The following is a 24,863-nucleotide window of genomic DNA, read 5'->3' on the forward strand; positions in this document are numbered from 1 at the left end:
CAGCAAAAACCAAACATTAACTAGCATTTTTGGATAAATTTTACAACAAACTAAATAATCACGCTTTTTTGAGTTTATCGGCAGGCACGCCCATCACTCTTAAAATATGCTCGGTAATTTGCGCAAAAATCGGTGCCGCTGCAGAGCCCCCGCCATACGCTTCCCCTTTCGGATCATCAATCACCACCACGGTAACAATACGTGGATTTGATGATGGCGCAATACCGACAAATGTTGCCATATAACTATCGGATGCGTAGCCTCCTGCAATTGCTTTACGCACCGTGCCCGTTTTACCGGCAACATGATAGCGTGGCACACGCGCTTTAGAAGCCGTCCCACCCAGCCCTTCAACCACGGAAGTGAGCATATCAACGACTTTTTCCGCAATGTCACTATTAATAATCTGAAAAGCTTCAATATCTTCTTTTTTATTACGCTTTAACAAAGTTGGTGGAATTAACTTACCACCATTGGCAATGGCGCTATAAGCTGTCGCAATCTGTAAAGCTGTCGCATTCATACCATAGCCAAATGATAAGGTTGCCAATGGGAACTCACCCCACTTGCGCGGACTAGGCACATAGCCTGAGCGCTCACCAGGAAAGCCAATTTTAGTGACTTGTCCAAAACCAAATTTGCGCAAGGTATCACCCAAGGCATTAGCATCAATTGACAAGATAATACGCGAAATACCTACGTTTGATGATTTCATTAAGATGTGACGCAAATCCATCTCGTCATAATTACGAAAATCCCTGACCGTGCGCCCATTAAGCTTGTAAAACCCCGGCGAGGTATCAACGATCGTATCAACATCGTATTGCCCTGATTCCATCCCAGCAATAGCCGCAAATGGTTTCATCACTGAGCCTGGTTCATAGACATCTGTTACCACCCGATTACGACGTTTCTCAGGTGTCGCATCTTGCATATTGTTGGGATTATATGAGGGGTAATTAACCATTGCTAAAACTTCACCAGTTTTAACATCCATCACTATTGCAGATCCGGCCTCCGCATGATTATTGATAACACCCTCTTTTATGTACTTATAAGCGATATACTGCAGCTTGCGATCAATACTTAAACTAATATCAGCTCCATGTTTGACTTCGGTGTCATCATCGTTTTTACGTGCAACACCACCCTTCAGATCCTTATGAATTGAGCGGGTACCGTCTTTACCTGTGAGGTATTTGTCATATTCCAGCTCAATGCCTTCTTGACCTAGATCATCGATATTAGTAAAACCCACGACATGCGCCATCACCTCAGTATCAGGATAAAAACGCTTAAATTCGCGCTCGATCTTAACCCCTTTCACATCTAATGTTTTGATTTTCTGCGCGATAAATGGTGAGACCTGACGTTTAAGATAAACAAAACCATGGCGCCCTTCACGCGCTTTAATGCGCGCAATGATTGCATCTTGTTGCGCTTTATCCAACTCCAATAGATTAAGAATTTTACGCAACCCCGGATCATCACTTGTAATATAAAACGGATTGACCCAAATCGAATCTACAGGTGTACTAATCGCCAGCGGTTTACCATTGCGATCGCTGATCATGCCCCTATAAGCCGTTGTCGTTAAGGTACGCTCCGAGCGATTATCGCCTTCTTTTTTAAGCTTGGCATATTCTACCGTTTGCATATGGGTGAGCTTATAAACAAGCAAACCCAACACACACACGATCACCAACAAAATAAAATAGTAGCGCCAACTTAATTTGATCTTACGCATTACTTTGAATCACTTTTGTTTCTTTGACACTGGGTAGGCGCATATCATTTTTCTTGGCAACCTCCTCAACATGTGAGGGCGATGCCAAAGTACTATGCTCAATCAAAATCTGCGTCCATTGATCGCGTAAATCCTCTTGCTGGTACAACAGCTTCTGCTCTTTATCCAATGCCACTTTATAATGATATTTCACGATTACCACCATAAATGCCGAGATAATAAGCGTCACACACAGCAAAAAAGCAATGAGCACTCGCGCATTAAACGTACTTTTGACAAAAGATGTAAATAGCTTGCTACGTACTTCAGAGCGTGTCATATCACAACCTCTCAACAGCACGCAATATCGCACTACGTGAGCGCACGTTTTCTTCAAGCTCTTTGGTAGAAGCTTTACCTTGTTTGACACACCACTTCGCTTTGGGCACAAACGCTTCCAAGATTGGCATGCCTCGCGGCAATTTTTTATCCTCACCCTTGACCAATTTGGTCATAAACTGCTTCACAATTCTATCTTCTAATGAATGAAAGCTAATCACAGCTATATGCCCTGATGGTTTAAGCATTTCAAAAGCATCATTCAATGTTGTGCTTACTTCATCAAGCTCCGCATTAACACAGATTCTAAGCGCCTGAAAACAACGTGTCGCAGGATGTTTTTTTTCCTTTTTGCCAATTGTTTTTTCAATCAATGAGGCGAGCTTTAAAGTGCGATCAAGAACCTCTCCTTTCGCAAGTGCTGCCTTTATCGCTTGAGCGATACGCCAAGCATGCTTTTCCTCGCCGTACTCACGAAAAATACGTGCTAATTCCTCAGCATCATAACTTATCAGAATATCCTCTGCCGAAAGTCCTTTGGTTTGATCCATGCGCATATCTAACGGACCATCTTTCATAAAGCTAAATCCACGTTCAGCCACATCCAACTGTGGTGACGACACCCCTAAGTCCAACAGCACACCATCGACTTTGCCTGCAAATCCAAGCTCAGTTAACGCATGAGCCATGGTTGAAAATGGGGCATGCACAAGCATCAGTTTGCCACTTTCAATCTCAGCTTTAAAATGCACTTTGGCATACTCTATTGCTTCAAGATCGCGATCAAATGCAATTAACTTGCCAGTTGTTAAGCGTGCTAAAATTTCGCGTGAATGTCCACCGCGACCGAATGTCCCATCAACATAGATATCATCCACCTTAATCGCAAGTGCGGCAATCGATTCATTAAGTAATACGGAATAGTGCATTAATTTGTTTCCATTTACATTCTAAATTGCTCGCCAAGATAGACTTTACGCACCTGTTCATTACTTAAAATCTCACGTGGTTTGCCTGAGGCAATCATCTTACCGGCATTAACAATATAAGCACGCTCACAAATATCCAAGGTTTCACGCACATTGTGATCGGTAATCAACACACCAATACCACGGTTTTTCAGGTGGGTAATAATCTTCTTAATATCAATCACTGAAATTGGATCAACACCAGCAAAGGGTTCATCTAGCAAGATAAAGCGTGGCGACATCGCCAAAGCACGTGCAATCTCAACACGACGACGCTCACCACCGGATAAACTCATCCCTAGACTATTGCGAATATGTTGGATACTAAACTCATCTAACAATGATTCAAGTTCATCTTGGCGCTGCTCTTTGGAAAGCTCTTTTCTGGTTTCCAGAATCGCCATGATATTTTTCTCAACGCTTAACTTCCTAAAAACCGAAGCCTCTTGTGGCAAATAGCCAATACCCTGACGTGCACGCCAATGGATCGGTAACTTCGTAATATCCTGACCATCCAAAAAAACCGTACCACGATTTGGGCGCACCAACCCGACAATCATATAAAATGACGTTGTTTTACCCGCACCATTTGGCCCCAAAAGCCCGACAATTTCACCAGTATTGACCTCCATAGACACATCGACCACAACCCAACGCGAGCGATATGCTTTGCCCAAATGTGTTGCCACCAGCTTATGTTTTTGTTCTGTCATATTACTTTCTTAACTTATGATGATTAGGTTATATGAGCACACTTTAAAAAGAGATTATTTTAATAAGCCCACAATCTGCTAGACATCCTAATCATATAGGCTGTTATATTCAAGTTTTTTTACCGGTGTCCGATAAGAAAGCATGGTGATACAGTGATCTATCCCATTAATTTAAGACACTTTTGATTTTCGGATTTCATACTATCTTGAAAATGTCGCTCAGATCATTATGACCTATGAATAATCTGTAATAAATCTACCAAAACGCCGCAAACAAAATGCGTAGATCACATCATAGATATCGAGCAAATTGGCACGTGATTGATAAATAGCATTCAAACTTTCCACCATATCAACCACATTAATTCCATATTCATGCGCAACACTATTTCTGATTTTCCTTAATCGCAACCAATTATCCGTCTCTAATAACTCTAACGCCTCTAAGCGGTTTAAGATGTCAATAAATGATTTGCGCTTAACATCCTCTGCCAGAAGACTAAGTATCGTTGGAAATAACTTTTCTCCCATCACATCCTGCAACTTAGAAAAACGAAATAAAAATTGATCAACATGCTCAATTTCCTCATCTTGAAATTGTTCATAATTTTCTGCATCAAAGGGAAGCCTATGTTTCATATTGTTATATGCATAATCTATTCTTTTTTTATGCTGATTACATTCATATAAAATTTTGACCAGCTTATCTTGTAAAGGTGTCATAACTCTATCCCCTCTCTTAATGCCACATCATCTATTAAGCGTTTATCATCGCCTGTTTTTGCAAGCACCACATCAATTTTTTGCTCACCAATGGCCTTTTCTAATATCACCAGTAACTCAATTTTTTTGTTAAACCCATTAACGATTACCTTGTCCTTTTTAGGTAAAAGATATAGATCTATATCTCCTCCACGCTTCGAGCAATCTGTGCGACTACCAAATAAAAACACTCGCATATCATCACCAAAGACCTGATGAACGCAAGATTTTATTATTGATATATTTTCTTTGCTTAAACGCATAACATCAACTCTTGAGCACATAAATCAGTGCCACAATCACTTATCATATTTTTCATACAGATCTTAACTCTCAGTCAAATCATTACTGCCACTTAGTGTAACAAATAAGTGCACTGCTAGAAACAGCACAATATCACAAGGTTGCTAAATACCTACGCCCCTATCAATGCCTGAGTCTCAGATAACTTAAAAATGGGAAAATCATCACTCACAAAGGCTTAAGGACAAAACTCAAAGTTCATGGACATAACCTTGATTTTTTTATATGATGCGCATCACTAAAGTTAGTAGAATTAGTGAAATTTTGCAGCCTAATTAATCGGTTTTAAATAAACTAAAGTAGTTATAATAACCATAAATTAACGAGTAGATCTATTATGATGTTTTATCCTCAAGACTTTGATGTTATTGTTGTTGGCGGCGGTCATGCCGGAACAGAAGCCGCAGCGGCAGCTGCACGTATGGGTGCCAACACTTTACTTCTAACACACAATATCGACACTTTGGGACAGATGTCTTGTAACCCTGCCATTGGTGGCATTGGTAAAGGACATTTAGTGAAAGAGATTGACGCTCTTGGTGGCATTATGGCAAAAGCGATTGATAAGGCAGGTATTCAATTTCGCACACTCAATGCCAGAAAAGGACCTGCGGTACGTGCAACACGCGCCCAAGCTGATCGCACACTTTACAAAATTGCTGTACGCCATGCGTTAGAGAACCAAGAGAACTTATCGATTTTCCAACAAGGGGTTGATGACCTGTTGGTCGAAAATGATCGCGTCACTGGCGTTGTCACGCAAATGGGACTAAGCTTTCGTGCCAAAACAGTTGTTTTAACGGTTGGTACGTTTCTGGCTGGCAAAATTCATATCGGTTTTAATAACTACCAAGGTGGGCGTGCCGGTGACCAACCTGCTAATGCTTTAGCGCAGAAACTGCGTGCACTTCCTTTTGATATCGCGCGTTTAAAAACAGGTACACCGCCACGCATTGACAAGCGTACGGTTAACTTCGCCGCGATGGGTGTCCAACCTGGTGATGATCCGACACCTTGTTTTTCATTTTTCACTGAAGCACATGAGCATCCATTGCAAGTGCCATGCCACATCACCTACACCAATCTTAAAACTCATGAGATTATTCTTAAAAACCTTGATCGCTCGGCGATGTATGGCGGCATGATCGATGGCATTGGACCACGTTATTGCCCATCCATTGAGGATAAAATCGTGCGCTTTGCTGATAAAGATCGTCATCAGATTTTTGTTGAACCTGAAGGCTTGGATAGTATTGAACTTTATCCTAATGGCATGTCGACTTCTTTGCCATTTGATGTGCAACTGCAGTTTATTCGCAGTATCGAAGGTTTTGAAAATGCCTATATCACGCGTCCTGGTTATGCGATTGAATATGATTTCTTTGATCCGCGTGGTTTATATCCAAGCTTGCAAACCAAGCACGTTGGGAATCTCTTCTTTGCTGGACAAATCAATGGCACAACCGGCTATGAAGAAGCCGGTGCTCAGGGTCTTATTGCCGGATTAAATGCAGCATTAAAAGCACAAGATAAACCGACTTGGTCACCTAAGCGTAATGAAGCGTATATCGGTGTACTCATCGATGATTTAATCACCAAGGGGACACAAGAGCCTTATCGTATGTTTACTTCACGCGCCGAATATCGATTGATTTTAAGAGAAGATAATGCCGATGCACGTCTATGCCCAAAGGCTATTGAGCTAGGATTATTAAACAATAAAGACAAAGAGGCATATCTTGCTAAGGCAGCATTGATATCAAATGAAACCTCACGTTTAAAATCTACGTGGGTTGCACCCAAAAGCGTTAAAGCCGATAAGTTAGAATCATTGCTTGGTAAAGCCATGAGTAAAGAAAGTAATCTATTTGACTTATTAAAACGCCCTGAGGTTGATTATCAAAGCCTTGCTGATATCGCCGAGCTTGGTGAATTTATCGATCACACCCAAGCGATTGAGCAAATTGAAATCTCTGCCAAATATGCAGGGTATATCGAGCGTCAGAATGAAGAAATTCTTGCCAATCAGACCCTTGAAAATGCGCAAATCCCTCAAGATTTTGACTACAGCAAGGTTTCAGGGCTTTCTAATGAGGTCCGTCAAAAGCTTATGACACAGCGTCCATCAAGCTTGGGCGAGGCCTCACGCATCCAAGGGGTTACACCTGCAGCTATTTCCTTATTGACTATTTATATGAAGAAGTTAGGCTTTCTCAAGAAACAAAATAATATCAATGACTAATAAGGATCTTTGATGAAACTAAGCAAAACATCTCCTTTACTTAAAACATTGCTTTTTAGCGTATTAAGCCTTGTGATGAGCGCATGCGCGACCACTGCAAAATATCGTGCAATTTTAGATCAATGGCATGGTCAAACAATTGATAATTTTGTGCAGATGTGGGGATATCCGAATAAAACATTGAAGCTTGATAACAACCAAACCGCTTATGTCTATAGTGATCGCCAAATCGTCAGCACACCAATCACACAAATGCCAACAAACATTACCACCGTGCAAAATGGCAATAATACAACAGTGATCTCGACACCTGGCACGATTGTTGGTGGTCAAACTTATTCATTATCCTGTACAACGTGGATTGTTTTTGATAATAAAACACGACAAATTGTTAACACCACATTTCGCGGTAATAACTGCGTTTCTTATTAACTAGAATTACAAGCTGTAGAAAAATTATAATATTTTAAAACACCCCGTCAGTCTGCGACTGCCACCCCTCTTGTAAAGAGGGGAATTGGGCGAAGGTTGATTTTTTTATATTCCCCTCTTTTCAAGAGGGGTGCCAAGCTTACGAGGCAGAGTGTTGAAATAAAATAAAGTGCATAACTTTAATATTAAGTGCGCAACTTGAACTAAATATAAACTAAACAAGAAAAGAGATAAACCATGACTGATATTTTTTGTGAAAAACTGAAACAACAAGGCACTGCCATGCAATACGCGCCAATCCCAGGAGAGCTTGGGCAGCGCATTTTCAAATCGATCTCGCAAGAAGCTTGGAGCAAATGGCTTGATCATCAGACGATTTTAATCAATGAATATCGCCTTAATCTCTTAGAGCCTGAAGCTAAAAAATTCTTAATGACTGAAATGGAAAAGTTCTTATTTGGCGAAGGTTCTGAAAAGCCGGATGCTTTCTCTACTCCTGAATAGTTATCTTCTTCATCACACAAAATCACTCTGAAAAACAACACGCTCAATATACTTTTGTTGCAAAAGTTGCTCAGTCTTAAGTGATGTCAAAGCCAAAACACCGGCAATACTCACCATTGCAATCACTAAAGCCATTACTGTTTTCATTATTTACTCTCATTGATTATTTTCACTACAAGCATTCTAGCCTGTACCATTTCTAAACAAAAATCATATAAACTTATAGCCCTATCAATAAAATGAATAGCAACAAACCTGCTAGTAGTTCGCCAAAAGCACAGAAAATACAAAGCAAAAAATTCTGTAAAATGGTTTGTGATGGGTATAAACTAGGTTCAAGGAACATTTACCCATGGTTAACATTTATAAGGGAGCTCACCATGACATACAAAAAAGCACTTGTTGCCGTCAATATTTATGAAGACACAGAACACGTTATCGCATCAGCTAAAGCGATTGCTCACAAGCTAAAACTTAAGCTTGATGTCATGACGGTTATTGATAATGCCGCTGAATTTGTGCCTGCGGCAATGGATTTTCAAAAAAGCTTACAAGAGAATGCCAAGCAAAAATTAAAAGAGATCAAGCCACAATTTGATGGCATTAATGCCGAGTTTCATATTGCTCAAGGCAATCCAAACTATGAAATCACACATTATGCTGAAGCCCATGATTGTGATCTTATTATCATCGGCTCACATGCGCGTCATGGCTTAAACCTGCTACTAGGTTCTACAGCCAATAGTGTCTTGCATAAAGCCAAATGTGATGTCCTAACCGTACGTATTCGTGAGAACAATCCAAATCAAGTGATGAATTATGGCAAGATTCTACTGGCTACGGATCTTGAAGATGACAGCGCCCAAGTTGCTAGTCTTGCAAAAGAGATCGCACATACTTTTGACTCATCGGTTTCAACGATTTGTGTTCAAGGCGACCCAACCGTTGTTACCGGCATTTATGGCATCGTACCTGAAGTACAATCGCAACTTACCGAAGATATGCAGCAAAAACTTAATGATTGGTCAAACAAATATCAATTTAAAGGTCACCGTTATCTCCAAGCAGGCAGTGCTGCAGATGAGATTACTGAAACGGCTAACTCACACGGCTATGGTCTTATCGTTATTGGCAGCCACCAACGTGGTGCCTTTGGTCGCTTTTTCCTAGGATCAACTGCCAATGCGGTACTTCACCACGCTAAACAGGATGTGCTTGTAACCAAGCTTAAAGCATAAGTACCTAAACAATAGTTTTTTGATAATAATGGATATTCGGGTCAAGCCCGAATATGACGATTTGTGGTCATTCTCGGACTTGATCCGAGAATCTAGAAAAACACCTGATAATATTTGCATAGGTACTCAAGTTCCTCAAAAAACTTCTCAATCTCTGTAATAATTTACCTTAATCAATAACAAACCTTTTGAAGATTGGCGCAAAATTCACTAGGATAGTGCCATCTTTAATAACCCCATATCTATCGCTAATTATTTGCTGCTATTTATAAGCAAATATTATGTGATGATTACAGTATTAATAAATCAGGAATATTGATATGACAACAACAGCCATAGTTTTCCCAGGACAAGGCTCACAAAAGCTTGGGATGCTCAGTGATTATTACACACGTTTTAATGAGGTTAAACAAACCTTCACTGAAGCCAATGATGCTTTAGGTTTTGATCTTTGGCAGATCACTCAAGAAAATGAAAATAAGCTTAACCAAACAGAATATACACAACCTGCGTTATTAGCTGCAAGCATTGCCATTTGGCGCGTACTTAACAATCACAGCAATATTACCCCTGAAATACTTGCAGGACACAGTCTTGGTGAGTATTCAGCGCTTTGCGCTGCAGGTAGCATTGGTTTTGCTGATGCACTACGTCTGGTGCGTTTACGCGGGCAACTGATGCAATCAGCAATTACCGATAAAGCATGCGCCATGAGTGCTATTTTGGCATTGAGTAATGAAGATGTGATCAAGTGCTGTGATCAAGCAAGATCAGCTGGTATTGTTGAGCCTGCTAATTTTAACTCACATGGGCAAGTTGTGATATCAGGCGAATTAAAAGCCGTTGAGAAAGCCAATGAAATTGCCAAAGAAATGGGGGCAAAACGTGCGCAACTACTCCCTGTTAGCGTGCCATCACATTGCTCATTAATGAAAGAGGCGGCTGATAAATTTGCCACGGCTTTAGATAAAATCACGATCAAAGTGCCAGCCATTAAAGTGATTCACAACTATGACGTTCAATCCCATACTGATATTAATGAGATTAAAACCGCTTTGGTTAAGCAACTTTACTCGCCTGTCAAATGGACGCAAACCATTGAAAAAATGGCTGAGCTTGGCATTACTAACGTTATCGAATGCGGTGCGAATAAGGTATTAACAGGTCTAAATAAGCGCATTGTTAAAGAGCTTAACTATCAAGATACCGCAAGCGTTGAAACGATGGATAAACTGCTTGAGCAAGTTAAAGCATAATAGCAAATCACAACTACGACTGTAGTAAAGAGGCTTGCTCAGACCCCTTCGACTTACGCTCAGGGGACGATAAGTACGTATGCAAATATTATCAGGTATTTTTTGGATTCTCGGATCAAGTCCGAGAATGACCACAAATCGTCATATTCGGGCTCAACCCGAATATCCATTATTACCAAAAAACTATTGTTTAGGTACTTATACTGACGTTGGCTGAGCTCAGTCGAAGCCTCTATTAAAGGCACTTGCTCTCATAGAGAGATGAATAATGTTAAAAGAATATTTGAATATACCAATACAAATAAAAGGATAAAAAATGAGTTTTGAAAATTTTGAGAATAAAGTAGTTTTTGTAACGGGTGCAAGCCGTGGAATTGGTGCCGCTATTGCTAAAGATTTCGCTGAAAAAGGTGCAACCGTCATTGGTACGGCCACCTCTGAAGCAGGGGCTGAGAAAATCACTCAAACATTGCAAAGCTATGGCAAAGGCCATGGCATCAAGCTTAATGTGACTGACGCGCCAAGTATTGAAGCAGCTTTCGCTTGGATGAAAGATAACACAGGCTATCCAGATATTATCGTTAACAATGCAGGCATTACTAAAGATAATCTAATGATGCGCTTAAGCGAAGATGACTGGCTAAGTGTTATTCACACCAACTTAGACTCTGTGTTTAATATTTCTAAAGCAGCGATTCGTCATATGATGAAAAAACGCTGGGGTCGCATCATTACAATTGGTTCAGTGGTTGGCACATCAGGTAACCCAGGACAAGCAAACTACTGCGCAAGTAAAGCAGGTGTTATTGGTTTTTCCAAGTCATTGGCACAAGAAATTGCCTCACGCAACATCACCGTTAATGTGGTCGCACCTGGATTTATCCAAACAGATATGACTGATAAATTAACGGATGAACAAAAACAAGCCATTATCACACAAGTGCCGGCACAAACCTTGGGACAACCCGAGGATATCGCGCATGCGGTTACTTTCTTAGCATCTGAAGGTGCGCGCTATATCACCGGACAAACAATACATGTCAATGGCGGCATGTATATGGCATAATTAGCCACCTGCTGCTTGCTCTATAAAAAATCGTTTTAATATCTTACTGTTATTTACCGCATTAACACCTAAGGCTCTTAAAGGCTTAATCAGCGGGTGATCATTACAAAAAAGCTGTTTTAGCCCTTGCATTGTACGAATCATCAACTGATTATCAAATTGGCGTTTACGCGCATATTTTGCCAATGTACTGATATCGGCAATATTGCGCCGCAGATGCTTTGCTTCAGTTAATACATCAATCAACGCGCGCACATCGGCAAAGCCTAAGTTAATGCCTTGCCCTGCTAACGGATGAATCGTGTGAGCGGCATCGGCAATCAGCACCACACCCTGCTTGTAATAACTATCAACATGGCGTTCAATCAATTCAAAGCTCATGCGTTTACTCTGTAATTGCAGCTCACCTAATTTGCCTTCTGCAGTCATGCTGAGATATTCATTAAAGGTCTTATCATCCATTTCGTTAAACTTTGTAAGCTCATCACTGGCGACTGAAAAGACAATAGAACATAAATAAGGATCACAAAGCGGCAAAAGTGCTAACACGCCCTTCTTCAAAAAGCGCTGATAAGCAATATCTTGATGCGGCTTTATCGCTTTAACATTGGCAACGATTGCATGTTGCTGATAGGGTTTAACGCTGCAGTCAAAATTATATTGCTGGCGAATAAACGAGTTAGCACCGTCAGCACCAACAATCAGTGTTGTCTCAAGCTCTTTGCCATGATCAAGTGTTATAGCCGTATGCGACGTATGCGGCGTCAATGCTATAATTTTTGAGTGCTCAAAAATAGAGACATCGTGCTTTATAAGTGCTTGATATAATTGTGCAACGATTAAATCATTCTCAACAATCGCCCCCAGGCTCTGTAGTGAACACTCTTCAGCCTTAAGGTTTAATTGCGCACTTGAGTTTTGATCCCAAACTTCCATGGCAACATAGGGATTTATTCGCATATTGACAATGTCACGCCAAACACCAAGCTCATTTAATAAGGCTTGGGAAGCGGCATTAATTGCACTGACGCGCTTTGGTGCTATCGCCTCATCAAAGGACTTTACAATGTGTCCCACTTCAACCACAGCAACTTTAAAGCCGTTTTGCACTAAACCTAAACTTAAAGACAAACCCGCCATGCCACCACCGACAACCATTACATCATATTTCATAAGATACTTTTTCCATGCTTTGAGCGCATTAAGCTTGAACCATGATTATATTTACCCATCATTAATTTGCTAAAGGCTTTTTTCAAATGCTGATCACGCTCCAAGCAATGAAGGGCAAACCCTCTGACAAGTTTAACTGGTAGCACATCCTGACTAAAGACATTAATCATAGAATGTGTCAATAGTGCCGTACGCTTATGATCAAAAACTCTGGTTTCTTGATATTTAGCTAACATATCGGCAATATCTTGTGTTGTAAACGCGGCATCATCATTTGCAAGTAAATCATAGACTATACCAATATCACGAATGCTGAGATTTAACCCCTGCCCTGAAATTGGATGCAAGAAATGCGAGGCATTGCCAAATAATAATACATTTTTGCGATAGAGTGTTTGCGCGCGAATCAGTGACAACGGAAAACTTTTAAGCTCGCTTACATCAACAAAACGCCCCAAACGATAGCCAACAAGGCGTTGGATTTCTTTTAAAACAGCTTGTTTTGATTGAGCCTTCCAGTAGTCAACTTTATCGTGATCAACACTCCAAACACATGCCATTTGCTGATTATCAACTGGTAAAAGCGCTAATACGCCATTATTAATAAAACGTTCATAAGCAACATTGTTATGAGCTCTTTGCAGGTCAAGATCAAATACTAGCGCACTTTGCTGGTAGTCATGTTTGTAAGCTGAAATACCCGCTTTTTCACGCAGTTTAGACTCTGCACCATCTGCAGCAATAATTAAATCTGCGGTTATTTCGTAAGCATTGTCATCTTTTTCGATTACTAAATTAAAACACTCGCCCTGCTCCAACAAATCAAGCACCTGACAGTCTTGATAGAGTGTTATCTGGCTTTCATTCATAAGCGCTTGATGCAGCGCTGGCAATAAGTGCTTCATCTTAACGACAATGCCCAGAAACGCTAAGCCTTCATCTTTGGCATACAGATTGGTCTGCGCATATTGCCCTTTGTCTGACACATGCACTTGCTTGATATATTCAACATCGTCTTTGATCTTCTGCCAAATATCTAAAGTATTTAGCACACAAACCGAGCTATACGACAAGGCAATCGATCTGTTGTCACTTTTACTTAACTCAGTACTGGCGAGCTTTTCAATGAGTGTGATCTGCTTATCTTGCTTTGCTAAGCTCAATGCCATCAACATACCAACAGCACCACCACCAACGATCACGATGTTGTGATGACTGTTATCTAGATTGTTCTTTTGATTCTTTTTATTATCTTCTGTCATTTTCAATAACAATTATGTATATGCCCTTATTAATTGGCGGTACGCACTATTTCTATATCAACACCCCGCCTCGCAAGCTTGGCACCCCTCTTGCAAAGAGGGGAATATAAAATCATCGTTGCCTAATTCCCCTCTTTTCAAGAGGGGTGGCAGCCGTAGGCTGACGGGGTGTTTATAAAGTGCGTAACTTTAGTTGTTAACTGAAGATAGTTTAACGATAGTTGTTAGACTTTAGAATGACTGATCGACATTATTTCTTCTTAATTCATTTGAATTCTTTTAGACTTTTTGATTTATGCATTCGCTAGTGCATTATTTGATGGCATTTTATTCATCGCATTTAAGACCTTCAATATACTAATGGCTTGCGCTAACTGCTTATCTTTATGCAGTAGACTTTGCGCATTTTTATAGTCCTTCTTATAATTTGCCAGCGCTTCTTTTGTTGCTTTATCCTTTTGAACATCATTATTTGAGACAATGGCATGCTCAAAGCTACTTTCATCAAAAACAAAATCTAGATTATCGCTATCGTTTTTATCGCCTTTAGTCTTATCTGCTAATAAATCAATTTCCTCCTCATCAATAATGACATCAGGAATAACCCCTCTTGATTGAATAGCAACACCGTTAGGTGTGTAGTATCGTGCTGTTGTTAGCTTCACCGCATTGGTTTCTGAAATAGGGATAACTGTTTGCACAGACCCTTTTCCAAATGTCTTAACGCCAACAATCACCGCTCTTTGGTGATCTTGCAACGCGCCTGCGACAATTTCTGATGCTGACGCTGAGCCCATATTCACCAGAACAACCATCGGTAGACCATGGGTATAATCATCACTTACTGCATAACTTGTGATGGACTCCAATGGATTACGTGATTTAGTAAAAACAATCTTTTTAGGATTTGCAGGTGTCACTTGTAAAAAAGTATCACTGACTGCCACCGCAGCATCTAAAAGCCCACCAGGATTATTGCGTAAATCCAATACATAGCCTTTTAAATGTGTATTTTCTTTGACCAATTTATCGATATTTTGCTTTAACTCTTCTGCAGTGTTGCCTTGAAATTGGCTAATTCTTAAATAGCCATAGTCCTCTGCCACAATCTCAGACTTAACCGAGTCTAGCTTGATATTTTCACGTATTAATGACAATTTAATTGGCTTAGGCGCTTTAGGTCGCAATAAGGTGATTGATACCTCAGTTCCTGGTTGTCCACGCATTTTCTTCACCGCCTCATCCAAGGTTAAACCAGCTACACTGATATCGTTGATTTTGATAATATAATCCCCTGCTTTGACACCGGCGCGCTGTGCAGGCGTATCGTCAATCGGCGATATAACTTTGATACGTTCATTCTCAGCACTAACATGCATACCAAGACCAGCAAACTCACCATGCACTGACATCTGCAAATCCTCAAAATCATCATCATCCAAAAATCGTGAATGCGGATCCAACGAGTGCAGCATGCCATCAATCGCACCTTCAAGAATTTCTTCATCCGTTAACTCATCAACATAAGCTTGTTTTACCAAGCCTATACTACGTGATAGCTTATCAATCTGCTTTTGTGTTTCTAGACTTTGCCCGACTTGATTTACTTGATTTACTTGATCGCTTTGAGAAAATACCGGCATACAAAGAAGACCAAACAGCGATATACAAAGTGTAAAATTTATTTTTTTCATAGCCTGTACCTCTACTTTAGCTTATAAGAAAACATCCGTTTACTTCGGTTCCTGTTCATGCTTAAGTGTAGAAAGTATTTATATATTTTCAAATAAAGATTGATATTGGCATGATCACTTTGCTATGGGCAATCTGATTTCAAATGTCACTGCGTGAGGGATATTACTAAGCGCAATGAGCCCATGATGCGCTTCAATAATGCGCCAAACAATTGCCAAACCTAAGCCACTACTTTGCTTTGACTCAGGTGTAAATGGCTGATTTAATGCGCTTTCAATATCAAAAGTAAACCCCTGACCATTATCGGTAATTTTAATCACTGCATCGTTATCAGACGTAGCAACGGATACATCGATCACATCGCCGCCATATTTATAAGCATTAATTAGCAAATTATTTAACACTTTTTGCATTGCTGATTTATCTAATAAAACACTTATATCTGAAGGCTCTGAAGCAAAATGCCAAACTTTACTTGTATATGTATTACTATGGGTGGCAACGATTTCTTCGACCAACAAAGACAATGATATATTGTCGATATTCAGCGGTAAGTTTACATAACTATACTTTGAGTAATCAAGCTGTTGATTAACCAAATGATCGATTTGCATAATATCTTCTTTGATCGACAAGATATGCTTTGCTCTTTCCTCATCGCTTTTAGCATTCTCTAATAGTCTTAGCGTAAAATGCACCTGAGCAAGAGGTGTTTTAACTTCATGCGCAACCATATTGGCAAAAACCGTTTGTTTTTTTATCAAAGATTGTATGCTTTCACCCATTCCCTTAAGTGTCTGATAGACTGACCATAGTACAGACTTAGTGGATAATCGAATATCGCTATCAAAGTCATTCTTGCCATAGCTTTGTGCCAGAGATTTTAATTTAATTAAATCTCGATAGAGTGGATAAGCAATAATAAGCGTTAAAAATACCAACAAAATCGCATCAATAATCACTGCATAAACGTGCGGATGCAGCTTAATCCAGTTATCCCGATAAGGTCCAATAATAATTACTTTATTTGGATTGGGTGATAGAAACTGAATGTATCCTTGTACACCGTGAAATGGTTCCGTCGGGAAGTAGCCCCACTTTCTAATATCATACTGTTCTTGTTGTGTATAACTTGATAAGTCTTTGATCACCACATTAACTTGGTATTGTTTCTTGATATATTCAATTACTGTATTCCACTGGTACTCTGGCGTGTCTTTAAATTTGTTATACGCCAGCTGGTGAATCCATGCATTATTTTTCTGATACTCTATGATCTCGGGTGCGCGTTTTTCCAATGCAAAAAATAGATCACTATTAAGCACACGTTGATAAATCATACTTGGCTTAAACATATCAAAACTATTGGTATAGTCATGGTTATTATAATCAAACAAGATTTCACCTGAGTACAAAGCTTCTTTTTGTGCTTGTACATCTTTTGGTAGTTGATCAAAGTGGCGTAAATACAGTGGTCGAGTGTATTGGCTTTTTAGTTTATCAATGATGTCTGCCCATTGATTTTCAGGCACTTTTTGAAACTCAGCTTCCAATGCTCTAAAGACACCTGCCGCATTCATCTGTGCATTTTGTTGATTAATTCTAAAGCCAACATAGGTACTTGATGCAACCACAAAAATGGTCATCACTATCATCACAGACAAATATACCAATAATTGTCGTAGAATAAATTTCAGCATAAGCTCATTACTCCCACGCATCCGTACAAAAAATATAGCCCTTCCCCCAAATGGTTTTAATTTTGCTAGAATTTTTAGCATTATCATCAACATACTGACGCAATCTTGATACCATCACATCAACAAAACGATCTACACCATCATACTCAACACCTTTAAGCATTAAATAAAGATGCTCTCTCTTTAAAAGTTTATTCGGGTTTAGAACAAAAATTTTGATCAACTCAAACTCCTTAGCACTTAAGTCCAACTGCTTATTTGCATAACTCACTGTGTAGTTATTTAAATCAACCTCGAGCATTCCAAAGACAATTTTTGTAGCAGTTTCATATGAGTTGAAAGTAGTCTCCAAAATTTTATTAACACGCATCAGTAAAACCTCTGGCAATACAGGCTTCTTAAGGTAATCATCCGCACCGAGTTGCAATCCTTTTAACTCATCATCAGGATCGGTATGACAAGTTAAAAACAAAATGACGCCTTGATATTCTACGCGTAATAGCTGACACACCTCATAACCTGACAAATCAGGCATTTCAACATCCAAAATAATCAAATCAGGCGCAAAGCTTTTAGCAAAAAAAAGCCCCTCTTCACCACTATGGGCTGAGCGAGCTTTAAACCCATTATCAGACAAGAAGTTTGTAATCAGTTCATTAAGCTTAATATTGTCATCGATGACTAAGATTTTTTTATCTTGCATGATCTCATGCACCAACTGCAACATCCATAAAAAAAAGCATAGACAAAAAAAGCACAGACCGCAATTGTATGATATGACTAGTGTTAGACTAAATTCAAATCTATTTTGTTATTCTGACAAATTTTATCATCTGTAATCCATCTCTCCACAAGATCGATTAAATACATCACCAGAATCAAGTTTTGTGCTTGATCATCTGTAAAAGAAACTTCCTCTAAGCATAAAGCATCAGCTTTACGTACAAAATTCACCGCAGGCTTGCGGTTAAATACATATTTATAATTTCCCTCAATAGAATGAATCATGCGTGGTAGAAAACCATCTTCTGCAAACAGCTCATTAAGATCATAGTGTGTACTGTTATATACAAAATCGATCTCTGAATGATACGTACTAAAATACTGACACAATATCTCACAAATACTCATTGATGTTTTACCCCATAAACTTCTGTCACTTGAGAGAGTTTTTCATACACCTCATCCATTGACTGGCATGGACTATATTTTAAAGTACTCCCTTGTTTTAATTGATGTAATAAACGCTTTTGAAGCGCATTAATTTTTGTTGGATGAACCCCTTGTTGCAAAGCAAAATAATGCGTCATACGCATGATTTTTTCCGCTGACACCGGCGCATCATTAAAATCAGCATGCAAGACATCATAATATGCACTGTCCAAACGTGCACTTAACGGAATATGCCGATATAACGCATCATGCACCTCATGCTGACCATGCTCATTTGTTATTGTTGCATCATGCTCAAGTTCTATAATCAACTGAGCGATATTATCTGTTAATAATTGCTCTTTTTGAGCTAATGCATCATTACTTTGTTGCACTAGCGCTTGTTGATCTATTTCCTCATCTACTACCATTTTGCTAAAAATCTCTTTGAGTGAATCGCCCAATTGATGACTTAACGTGATGTCTTTATCAATATTGGGTGAATAGCTCAATATAGCTTTTATCCGCTGCACTTTATCCTGTGTTAATGGTGGAACTTTAATAAATCGATTGACTTTAATCTCATCGGTTTGCTTGGGATTGGCATAAAACATACGACTACGAATAATTTGTGATCTAAAGAAAATATGCGCATCTCCCTCACGCTGATCTTTCAAATCCATGAGATCAATACGACTACGTTTTTCAACCGTTGCTGTTCTAGTATCTCGATAGCCCAAGGCATCACCCTGATCCCCCATATTAAAATCTTTGACAGCGGTTAAATACGCTTCTCCTGCCGTTTTATTAAAGAACTCCCATGTTTCTTGCGGATCTTCAAGCTTCATACATATTTTGATGTTAGTATTAGCGCAAATGGATGCAGCCTCTTCTTTTGATGCTTTCTGGAATGCTGGTAAATCTTGTCCGGCAAAAATTACTGAAAAGCCTAATGATCGCGCCTGCGCTGGCACCACTGCAAAACCTTTAACCGCATAATAACCATATTCATCTAACACACATAAAAATGGCGTATCAGAGTTAGACGGTTTGGCATCCAGTACTTCACGCCTATGCCCATCGATTTTATTGCCTAGCCCTGAAGCAAGCATTGCTTTGAGGGAGGCAATAATCAATTTACCTAAATTAGCTAACTCATCAGGTGACTTCTCCAATGCCGGTAACAACACCACTAATATTCGACGATTTAATACGACATCTTTAAAATCAACCTCAGCTAGCTCTGTTTTCATAATATGCGCATAAACATCGGCAAGTGAGCCAAAAATACGTGTCAACTGCATCGTAATATAACCATGTTGTTCATAGGTTTTATCAGACTGCCCACCGACATTTTTAACTTGATAGCCCGGTAAGGTTGCTAAATAGTTATGCATCGGATCGGTTACCGCCAAAGGAAGCTCTCCCTCAAAAGTAATATTCTGACCTTCATGATTGATCAATTGTTTGTTATAAAGAAAATTCTCAACAACATCTAAAACAAAATAACGTCGAATCAAACTAGCCTCTAACAACAAATAACCTTGATCTCGAAGATAAACGAGCATACGCATCAATGCTTCAACAAAGGATATTGCTCGCCCTTTCCACATATCGCCATCGCCACCCCCTGATGACTCTGATGACATCATACTCACCACAAGTTGTGAGAGCATATCCGATGATCCTATCGCAAAAGGATTTAAGGTATTTGATAATTTTTCATCTTTATTATCACTGGTACTAATGTCTTTGGCGCCAGTCATAAAGTTAATCACCAATAAATCATCTTCACGCCCTAAATAGCGTGCCATCGAATAAATCTTAGCATACAGTGCGTTATCACCTTTTCCATCAACATAAATAAAACCACTCCCCTGAACAAGCGCATTATAAGCAAGCGAGACCAAAGTTTCTGTTTTACCACTACCTGTTGAACCAAAAATAAGCGCGTGCGTACGCATATCTTCATTGCTAAACCATAGCTCATGGTTACTTCCTTTTTCATTGCCAAAAAAGTAAATGCCTTTGGCTTTGCCTGGTTTAATCTGCCCAGGAAGTGCATTATTATAATCTTTATAATGTGTGCCTAATGGTAATTTAAATGGCAACTTAGGTGCTTGCGATAATATCACGAAAGACAGTGCTAATGGCAACCAGATTAATATCACCAACACCTGTGGAATAATAAGCATAATTAATAACAGAAAAATCAAGATAGCAATACTATTAGCAGGCTCTAATACAAAGCTTACAAAGCGCTTGGTCAATGATCGTGTATCACGAATCGTCGATGCAGCATTGGTTTCTTGCGCCCTAGTTACCCCCCTAAAGTTAATCATCATTAATGACCTTTTTGTTACCAACCAGTAGGCTTCGGCATTTTAAACAAAGCCCTATAGGTGAGTACTTAAACAGCTCACACAATAGAAAAAACACGCCACAAACAACACTAATAATGATAGTCCATTGGCAAAAGTGCACTGCCATTAACAATAACGGTAATGCCATATAAGCATTAATAAATAAAAGCTTTGGCGTTAGCGCGCTATTGCGCCAATGATAATTATTATTTGCCATGTTAAAATCTCCTCAAAATACTTTAGCATTACACACTCTGGTTATACATTTGCTGATAGTACTGCCAGTCATTTTCAACTAATTGTCCGCGCTGATAATAAGCCATGATTTTATTTAATATTGATTCTCTTGTATCAAGATACTGACGGATATAACTCACGCCCTCATGCATTGATAACTCAAATAAAGCAGATCTCAACTTATGATCAAACACCACACTCTGCTGTATCGGCACTAACGTACCATCAATCAGCTGGATAAGCATTTGCCAGATAATAAGTGACATGCTACTAATTAACTGGCGATAATATGCTTCTCTTTGGGCAATCGGCACCATTAATAGCATGCGATAAAAGACATCAGCGGCATTATTAGCATGTATTGTGGTAATACATGCATGCCCTGTTAATGACGCTTCAATTAACGCATTTAATGTTTCAAAATCACGTGTTTCGCCCAACATAATCACATCAGGAAAGCGACGCATTGCATTAAATACCGCATATCGATAATCAGGTAGCAAATCTGGGATTTGTGTTTGACTGACAAGCGCTTCATTTGCCTGACTATCAAACGTATATTCAATCGGTGATTCATAGGTTAATATCTTATGCACAAAAGAAGATGCTTGTTGTGCTTTTAAAATACTTGCAATTAACGTACTTTTACCACTTCCTGTTGCCCCTGAGATAATCGTAAGCCCTTGTAAATGCGTTAATTTAGCAACAACTTCAACGGGTAAATCAAGTGCTTGAAGTGGGATGATTTGATTCTTGATTAACCGCAAAGAAATGCTGATGCCAAAGTGACTCTGCTGCTGGCAAACCGTCATATTAACACGCCAACGAATACCTGCTGATCTTAACACATAAGTAGTGTCAATATCATTGCCCGCATGTAAATGGGCAATGGCATTAGCGCCATAAATCAATTGCGCGATATCTTCTAGTTCTTGCACAGATAGCACTCTGGCACTTTGGTGCAGGCGTTTTTTATGGCGCAAAACTAAAATCGGTGCATTGGTTTGCAAAGTAATATCTGTTGCATGCGCCTTAGCACACGTCACTAACAACTGATTAAACTCATGCTCATGAAGATAGTGATCATCTATTTTTAATGTTTCCATTTTTTCTATTTTTTCCATTTTTTCTATTTGATTTATTACCTCTATCACGTTAGTCGAAGCCATCACTGCTTTACCCATTTGACTTCGCCCCTTCGACTTTGCTCAGGGAGCGATTTACACCGTTGGCTGAGCGTTAGTCGAAGCCATCGTTGTCGCTATATTTCCCTTCGACTGCGCTCAGGGTACAAGCAACAGGTAAAGTGCGTAACTTCAATTATTTAGTATTGTCAGTGTGCTGCTTTGCTTTCATCAAAGGCGCCCATAATTTAAAGGCTTTTTCAAATTGGGGATCTGCTTTAATTTGCCAACTATGATCATTAATGACCAAATTATTTTTATCACCGGTAATGCCATGATTCTGCTTTTGAACATAAGGTAAGCTAACCATATGTTGTAACAGCAGCTGGTGAAACAGCACCATTCCCGCATAATCCTGAGTCAACTCATTAAGATTGCTTTGGAAAATCACCCGTGCTTGATGAATACCTAAATGCCAACCTTGGGTTACTGCATTATCCCATTGTTTTTTTTCATCTTTGGTTTGCGGCAATAGACTCTTATCAGGCATATCAGGTTGAGGGTAATCCATATACAGATAAGATCGCCAATTAGGTGCCGATGTTGAAAAATAAGCGTTTTTAATAATCCGATAACGTTGACTACCAAAACGAATGACATTGTCACTGATATTCACCAGATTGTTCTCCTGTGTAATCACCGGTGGCACGACATAGTCATTGAGCATCAAACTAGAGAAGTTATAAATCATATTCAATTTATTTTTCAGTGTATTTTCCTGATCATCAATTGTCTGAGACGCCCAATATAAGCCGGATTGAATCCCTAAGTTTTTTGCCGCATCTAACATCGCCTTTTGACGAATCGTCAAATCTGGTAGCTTACTGACATAAGCACTTGGTTGATACATGTTATTAAGCAATTGTGCATTGGTCACTACTGCCATTACTGATACCTCAAGCTGATAATTTTCTCTTTAGCATTGACATAGATACTGGCTCCACCTTTGGTCTGCACATCAATACTTCTTAAGGTATCCAATATACTCTGCCAATCGTTGGCTTGATTAAGCACAATGACAATCGGAATGGCTGGCGGGTTACCATACACTTGAAAGGTAAACCCTGCAATTTTAGCCAATTTCTCAATCACAGGTTGTATTGGACCATTCCAAACTAAAGTAACTTTTTGTGCCAAAACCTCATCAGGGACTTGTGCCAATGGCAGATCAACTTTTGGAAAACGCATCGCATTATACGTATTTAAAGTATTCACACTTTGACTGATGGTTTGCGCTGATTGATCAAGAGATTTAAGCATAAAGCCATTTATTTCTAGCTGCTGAGCTTGTAAGTCAATACTTTGGTTTGAGTTACTTGCGCAACCTGAGGTAAGCACAGTTATAATACTCAAAAAAAATAACTTTCCCTTCATATTGAAATTGCCTTTTGTCTTTGATTTATTACTTGAATCAATTTGTAGGATCAGGGGATATCCCACCCGTACCGCCAGTAGCATCCGGAATATTAAATACTGCAGCAGTGCGCGCTTCGTTGCTCCCTGCATTTTGGACAACAGACTTTTGAAACATCTGCACAAAGGCAACAATACTAATTAAAATCACACCAACCACAATATGTCCAAAAGCTTGTTTTAAAATATCTTGTTGAGCACCTTGTGGTGTCAGTGACTTTCTAAGCTGAAGCAACCCCATGATCAAATACCAAAGTCCGATCACCAAGCAAACTAATACTAAAAATTGTTTGATTTGGGTAAATAATGTCGAAACATCACCTGCCCATTTACCAAACCCTTCTACATCAACTGGAGGATTATCTCCTGCAATACTCACGCTTATACATAGCAAAAAACTTATAGCTGACCACATAAGTTTTTGTATTACTTTATACATATTTTTCATCTTGATTAGACTCCTTGTTAAAATAAATTAATTAAACTCACTACATTGATGGCATTAACAGCAACCACACCAGCAATAATATGGGTAAGCACTCTGCCAACTGAGCCATCTTGTCCTTCACCCAACTTTACTGCCAAGATAAACCCACGCAAAATAGCGACAATGCCAATGATTACCATACAGGCGAAAAACAACTGACTAATACTCCCCCATAATGGGTCGTTATTAATCGTAATCGGTTGATAGTTAAAAATACTATCGGGCTGCCAATCATTATCAAAAAGACTTTTGACCAAGAGCTGAATAATTGCCTCAAGACTTAATAAAAAAGCCCCTGAAAATAAATACATCACCGTACCCCAAGGCGAGTAATGTCTCATCATATGATGCGGCTTACAGTGCATTCTTAAACGATTGATAAAAACGCATAAAAGAATAAATCCGATTACACTAGACAAAGTGAATAACAGACTAAGCTCGTCCTCCTTTTGTGGTAGGACAAGCACACGCAAATTATTCAGTAAATGCTGTAATATTGCGGTTAATGATTCATTCATATTGTTGTTCATCGATTTACTTCACCTAAGCTTATGTGACTAATGTTACGATTTATAGCTGATTATAATCATGTCAAATCGTGCTTGAGAAATGCTGCAAAATTCACTTTGACAAGTTTTGATGAAAAAC

General features: G+C 39.3%; 26 protein-coding genes. 6 read left to right on the forward strand and 20 right to left on the reverse strand.

Annotation, left to right across the window (positions count from 1 at the left end):
* Positions 1 to 58: 58 nt before the first annotated feature.
* The 6 genes from F3D68_RS01075 to F3D68_RS01100 all read right to left on the reverse strand — a co-directional run bounded on the left by F3D68_RS01075 (position 59) and on the right by F3D68_RS01100 (position 4,792).
* Positions 59 to 1,747: a peptidoglycan D,D-transpeptidase FtsI family protein gene (locus F3D68_RS01075; protein WP_224728197.1), complete on the reverse strand. Its 1,689-nt coding sequence runs from the start codon at positions 1,745 to 1,747 to the stop codon at positions 59 to 61.
* Positions 1,740 to 2,066, reverse strand: a complete 327-nt coding sequence (gene ftsL, locus F3D68_RS01080) for a cell division protein FtsL (protein ID WP_151192688.1) — start codon at positions 2,064 to 2,066, stop codon at positions 1,740 to 1,742. Before ftsL ends, F3D68_RS01075 begins: the two co-directional genes overlap by 8 nt.
* Position 2,067: 1 nt before the next feature.
* A complete protein-coding gene (gene rsmH, locus F3D68_RS01085; RefSeq protein WP_151192689.1) occupies positions 2,068 to 2,994 on the reverse strand; it encodes a 16S rRNA (cytosine(1402)-N(4))-methyltransferase RsmH in 927 nt (308 codons plus the stop codon).
* 14 nt (positions 2,995 to 3,008) lie between these two features.
* On the reverse strand, positions 3,009 to 3,746 hold the full coding sequence (gene lptB / locus F3D68_RS01090) for an LPS export ABC transporter ATP-binding protein (RefSeq protein WP_117001598.1): 738 nt from the start codon (positions 3,744 to 3,746) through the stop codon (positions 3,009 to 3,011).
* A 234-nt stretch (positions 3,747 to 3,980) separates the two neighbouring features.
* Positions 3,981 to 4,385 carry a hypothetical protein gene (locus tag F3D68_RS01095; protein ID WP_151192690.1) on the reverse strand — a complete coding sequence of 135 codons (405 nt, stop codon included), beginning with the start codon at positions 4,383 to 4,385 and terminating at the stop codon, positions 3,981 to 3,983.
* An 80-nt stretch (positions 4,386 to 4,465) separates the two neighbouring features.
* Positions 4,466 to 4,792, reverse strand: a complete 327-nt coding sequence (locus tag F3D68_RS01100; RefSeq protein WP_224728198.1) for a hypothetical protein — start codon at positions 4,790 to 4,792, stop codon at positions 4,466 to 4,468.
* 359 nt (positions 4,793 to 5,151) lie between these two features.
* Here F3D68_RS01100 and mnmG point away from each other — a divergent pair, with 359 nt between their 5' ends.
* The 3 genes from mnmG to F3D68_RS01115 all read left to right on the forward strand — a co-directional run bounded on the left by mnmG (position 5,152) and on the right by F3D68_RS01115 (position 7,989).
* Positions 5,152 to 7,053 carry a tRNA uridine-5-carboxymethylaminomethyl(34) synthesis enzyme MnmG gene (gene mnmG, locus F3D68_RS01105; protein ID WP_151192753.1) on the forward strand — a complete coding sequence of 634 codons (1,902 nt, stop codon included), beginning with the start codon at positions 5,152 to 5,154 and terminating at the stop codon, positions 7,051 to 7,053.
* Between the two features lie 12 nt (positions 7,054 to 7,065).
* Complete coding sequence (locus F3D68_RS01110) at positions 7,066 to 7,485, forward strand: hypothetical protein (RefSeq protein WP_151192691.1); 420 nt, start codon at positions 7,066 to 7,068, stop codon at positions 7,483 to 7,485.
* Positions 7,486 to 7,722: 237 nt separating this feature from the next.
* On the forward strand, positions 7,723 to 7,989 hold the full coding sequence (locus F3D68_RS01115) for an oxidative damage protection protein (RefSeq protein WP_117001601.1): 267 nt from the start codon (positions 7,723 to 7,725) through the stop codon (positions 7,987 to 7,989).
* Positions 7,990 to 8,001: 12 nt separating this feature from the next.
* Here F3D68_RS01115 and F3D68_RS11440 read toward each other — a convergent pair whose 3' ends face one another.
* Positions 8,002 to 8,136 (reverse strand): hypothetical protein, encoded by a 135-nt coding sequence (locus F3D68_RS11440; protein ID WP_263478723.1) that lies wholly within the window; start codon positions 8,134 to 8,136, stop codon positions 8,002 to 8,004.
* Positions 8,137 to 8,369: 233 nt separating this feature from the next.
* Here F3D68_RS11440 and F3D68_RS01120 point away from each other — a divergent pair, with 233 nt between their 5' ends.
* The 3 genes from F3D68_RS01120 (at position 8,370) to fabG (ending at position 11,549) form a co-directional block, all read left to right on the forward strand.
* On the forward strand, positions 8,370 to 9,227 hold the full coding sequence (locus F3D68_RS01120; protein WP_170137170.1) for a universal stress protein: 858 nt from the start codon (positions 8,370 to 8,372) through the stop codon (positions 9,225 to 9,227).
* Positions 9,228 to 9,547: 320 nt separating this feature from the next.
* Positions 9,548 to 10,483 (forward strand): ACP S-malonyltransferase, encoded by a 936-nt coding sequence (fabD, locus tag F3D68_RS01125; protein WP_151192693.1) that lies wholly within the window; start codon positions 9,548 to 9,550, stop codon positions 10,481 to 10,483.
* 316 nt (positions 10,484 to 10,799) lie between these two features.
* Positions 10,800 to 11,549 carry a 3-oxoacyl-ACP reductase FabG gene (fabG, locus tag F3D68_RS01130; protein ID WP_151192694.1) on the forward strand — a complete coding sequence of 250 codons (750 nt, stop codon included), beginning with the start codon at positions 10,800 to 10,802 and terminating at the stop codon, positions 11,547 to 11,549.
* Here fabG and F3D68_RS01135 read toward each other — a convergent pair whose 3' ends face one another.
* The 13 genes from F3D68_RS01135 to F3D68_RS01195 form a co-directional block, all read right to left on the reverse strand.
* The gene (locus F3D68_RS01135; protein ID WP_151192695.1) at positions 11,550 to 12,722 is read right to left on the reverse strand and encodes a UbiH/UbiF/VisC/COQ6 family ubiquinone biosynthesis hydroxylase; all 1,173 of its coding nucleotides are present in this window, start codon (positions 12,720 to 12,722) and stop codon (positions 11,550 to 11,552) included.
* Positions 12,719 to 13,984, reverse strand: coding sequence for an FAD-dependent monooxygenase (locus tag F3D68_RS01140; protein ID WP_151192696.1), 1,266 nt, complete (start codon positions 13,982 to 13,984; stop codon positions 12,719 to 12,721). The genes F3D68_RS01135 and F3D68_RS01140 overlap by 4 nt, the downstream gene beginning before the upstream one ends.
* Positions 13,985 to 14,277: 293 nt before the next feature.
* Positions 14,278 to 15,678: a S41 family peptidase gene (locus F3D68_RS01145; protein WP_151192697.1), complete on the reverse strand. Its 1,401-nt coding sequence runs from the start codon at positions 15,676 to 15,678 to the stop codon at positions 14,278 to 14,280.
* 114 nt (positions 15,679 to 15,792) lie between these two features.
* The gene (locus F3D68_RS01150) at positions 15,793 to 17,379 is read right to left on the reverse strand and encodes a sensor histidine kinase (protein ID WP_191092647.1); all 1,587 of its coding nucleotides are present in this window, start codon (positions 17,377 to 17,379) and stop codon (positions 15,793 to 15,795) included.
* Between the two features lie 7 nt (positions 17,380 to 17,386).
* Complete coding sequence (locus F3D68_RS01155) at positions 17,387 to 18,082, reverse strand: response regulator transcription factor (protein WP_191092648.1); 696 nt, start codon at positions 18,080 to 18,082, stop codon at positions 17,387 to 17,389.
* 83 nt (positions 18,083 to 18,165) lie between these two features.
* Positions 18,166 to 18,510, reverse strand: coding sequence for a hypothetical protein (locus F3D68_RS01160; RefSeq protein WP_151192700.1), 345 nt, complete (start codon positions 18,508 to 18,510; stop codon positions 18,166 to 18,168).
* Positions 18,507 to 20,873 carry a type IV secretory system conjugative DNA transfer family protein gene (locus F3D68_RS01165; protein ID WP_151192701.1) on the reverse strand — a complete coding sequence of 789 codons (2,367 nt, stop codon included), beginning with the start codon at positions 20,871 to 20,873 and terminating at the stop codon, positions 18,507 to 18,509. The genes F3D68_RS01160 and F3D68_RS01165 overlap by 4 nt, the downstream gene beginning before the upstream one ends.
* A complete protein-coding gene (gene icmT, locus F3D68_RS01170) occupies positions 20,866 to 21,111 on the reverse strand; it encodes an IcmT/TraK family protein (RefSeq protein WP_151192702.1) in 246 nt (81 codons plus the stop codon). Before icmT ends, F3D68_RS01165 begins: the two co-directional genes overlap by 8 nt.
* Positions 21,112 to 21,139: 28 nt before the next feature.
* On the reverse strand, positions 21,140 to 22,315 hold the full coding sequence (locus F3D68_RS01175; protein WP_151192703.1) for an ATPase, T2SS/T4P/T4SS family: 1,176 nt from the start codon (positions 22,313 to 22,315) through the stop codon (positions 21,140 to 21,142).
* A 136-nt stretch (positions 22,316 to 22,451) separates the two neighbouring features.
* A complete protein-coding gene (locus F3D68_RS01180) occupies positions 22,452 to 23,201 on the reverse strand; it encodes a type IV secretory system conjugative DNA transfer family protein (RefSeq protein ID WP_151192704.1) in 750 nt (249 codons plus the stop codon).
* Entirely contained in the window at positions 23,201 to 23,668 is a 468-nt protein-coding gene (locus tag F3D68_RS01185; protein WP_191092649.1) for a DotD/TraH family lipoprotein, read from the reverse strand. Before F3D68_RS01185 ends, F3D68_RS01180 begins: the two co-directional genes overlap by 1 nt.
* A 58-nt stretch (positions 23,669 to 23,726) precedes the next feature.
* Positions 23,727 to 24,176 carry a hypothetical protein gene (locus F3D68_RS01190; protein ID WP_151192706.1) on the reverse strand — a complete coding sequence of 150 codons (450 nt, stop codon included), beginning with the start codon at positions 24,174 to 24,176 and terminating at the stop codon, positions 23,727 to 23,729.
* A 17-nt stretch (positions 24,177 to 24,193) separates the two neighbouring features.
* Positions 24,194 to 24,745: a hypothetical protein gene (locus tag F3D68_RS01195; protein ID WP_151192707.1), complete on the reverse strand. Its 552-nt coding sequence runs from the start codon at positions 24,743 to 24,745 to the stop codon at positions 24,194 to 24,196.
* Between the last annotated feature and the right edge of the window lie 118 nt (positions 24,746 to 24,863).

Origin of the sequence: Cysteiniphilum sp. JM-1, assembly GCF_008711525.1 — a bacterium.
Lineage (GTDB): Bacteria > Pseudomonadota > Gammaproteobacteria > Francisellales > Francisellaceae > Caedibacter.

Excerpts from the sequence above, each read along its gene's own strand:
- F3D68_RS01075 (WP_224728197.1), bottom strand. The coding sequence starts at position 1,747 with ATGCGTAAGATCAAATTAAGTTGGCGCTACTATTTTATTTTGTTGGTG.
- ftsL (WP_151192688.1), bottom strand. The coding sequence starts at position 2,066 with ATGACACGCTCTGAAGTACGTAGCAAGCTATTTACATCTTTTGTCAAA.
- rsmH (WP_151192689.1), bottom strand. The coding sequence starts at position 2,994 with ATGCACTATTCCGTATTACTTAATGAATCGATTGCCGCACTTGCGATT.
- lptB (WP_117001598.1), bottom strand. The coding sequence starts at position 3,746 with ATGACAGAACAAAAACATAAGCTGGTGGCAACACATTTGGGCAAAGCA.
- F3D68_RS01095 (WP_151192690.1), bottom strand. The coding sequence starts at position 4,385 with ATGAAACATAGGCTTCCCTTTGATGCAGAAAATTATGAACAATTTCAA.
- F3D68_RS01100 (WP_224728198.1), bottom strand. The coding sequence starts at position 4,792 with ATGTGCTCAAGAGTTGATGTTATGCGTTTAAGCAAAGAAAATATATCA.
- mnmG (WP_151192753.1), top strand. The coding sequence starts at position 5,152 with ATGTTTTATCCTCAAGACTTTGATGTTATTGTTGTTGGCGGCGGTCAT.
- F3D68_RS01110 (WP_151192691.1), top strand. The coding sequence starts at position 7,066 with ATGAAACTAAGCAAAACATCTCCTTTACTTAAAACATTGCTTTTTAGC.
- F3D68_RS01115 (WP_117001601.1), top strand. The coding sequence starts at position 7,723 with ATGACTGATATTTTTTGTGAAAAACTGAAACAACAAGGCACTGCCATG.
- F3D68_RS11440 (WP_263478723.1), bottom strand. The coding sequence starts at position 8,136 with ATGAAAACAGTAATGGCTTTAGTGATTGCAATGGTGAGTATTGCCGGT.
- F3D68_RS01120 (WP_170137170.1), top strand. The coding sequence starts at position 8,370 with ATGACATACAAAAAAGCACTTGTTGCCGTCAATATTTATGAAGACACA.
- fabD (WP_151192693.1), top strand. The coding sequence starts at position 9,548 with ATGACAACAACAGCCATAGTTTTCCCAGGACAAGGCTCACAAAAGCTT.
- fabG (WP_151192694.1), top strand. The coding sequence starts at position 10,800 with ATGAGTTTTGAAAATTTTGAGAATAAAGTAGTTTTTGTAACGGGTGCA.
- F3D68_RS01135 (WP_151192695.1), bottom strand. The coding sequence starts at position 12,722 with ATGAAATATGATGTAATGGTTGTCGGTGGTGGCATGGCGGGTTTGTCT.
- F3D68_RS01140 (WP_151192696.1), bottom strand. The coding sequence starts at position 13,984 with ATGACAGAAGATAATAAAAAGAATCAAAAGAACAATCTAGATAACAGT.
- F3D68_RS01145 (WP_151192697.1), bottom strand. The coding sequence starts at position 15,678 with ATGAAAAAAATAAATTTTACACTTTGTATATCGCTGTTTGGTCTTCTT.
- F3D68_RS01150 (WP_191092647.1), bottom strand. The coding sequence starts at position 17,379 with ATGCTGAAATTTATTCTACGACAATTATTGGTATATTTGTCTGTGATG.
- F3D68_RS01155 (WP_191092648.1), bottom strand. The coding sequence starts at position 18,082 with ATGCAAGATAAAAAAATCTTAGTCATCGATGACAATATTAAGCTTAAT.
- F3D68_RS01160 (WP_151192700.1), bottom strand. The coding sequence starts at position 18,510 with ATGAGTATTTGTGAGATATTGTGTCAGTATTTTAGTACGTATCATTCA.
- F3D68_RS01165 (WP_151192701.1), bottom strand. The coding sequence starts at position 20,873 with ATGATTAACTTTAGGGGGGTAACTAGGGCGCAAGAAACCAATGCTGCA.
- icmT (WP_151192702.1), bottom strand. The coding sequence starts at position 21,111 with ATGGCAAATAATAATTATCATTGGCGCAATAGCGCGCTAACGCCAAAG.
- F3D68_RS01175 (WP_151192703.1), bottom strand. The coding sequence starts at position 22,315 with ATGGGTAAAGCAGTGATGGCTTCGACTAACGTGATAGAGGTAATAAAT.
- F3D68_RS01180 (WP_151192704.1), bottom strand. The coding sequence starts at position 23,201 with ATGGCAGTAGTGACCAATGCACAATTGCTTAATAACATGTATCAACCA.
- F3D68_RS01190 (WP_151192706.1), bottom strand. The coding sequence starts at position 24,176 with ATGAAAAATATGTATAAAGTAATACAAAAACTTATGTGGTCAGCTATA.
- F3D68_RS01195 (WP_151192707.1), bottom strand. The coding sequence starts at position 24,745 with ATGAACAACAATATGAATGAATCATTAACCGCAATATTACAGCATTTA.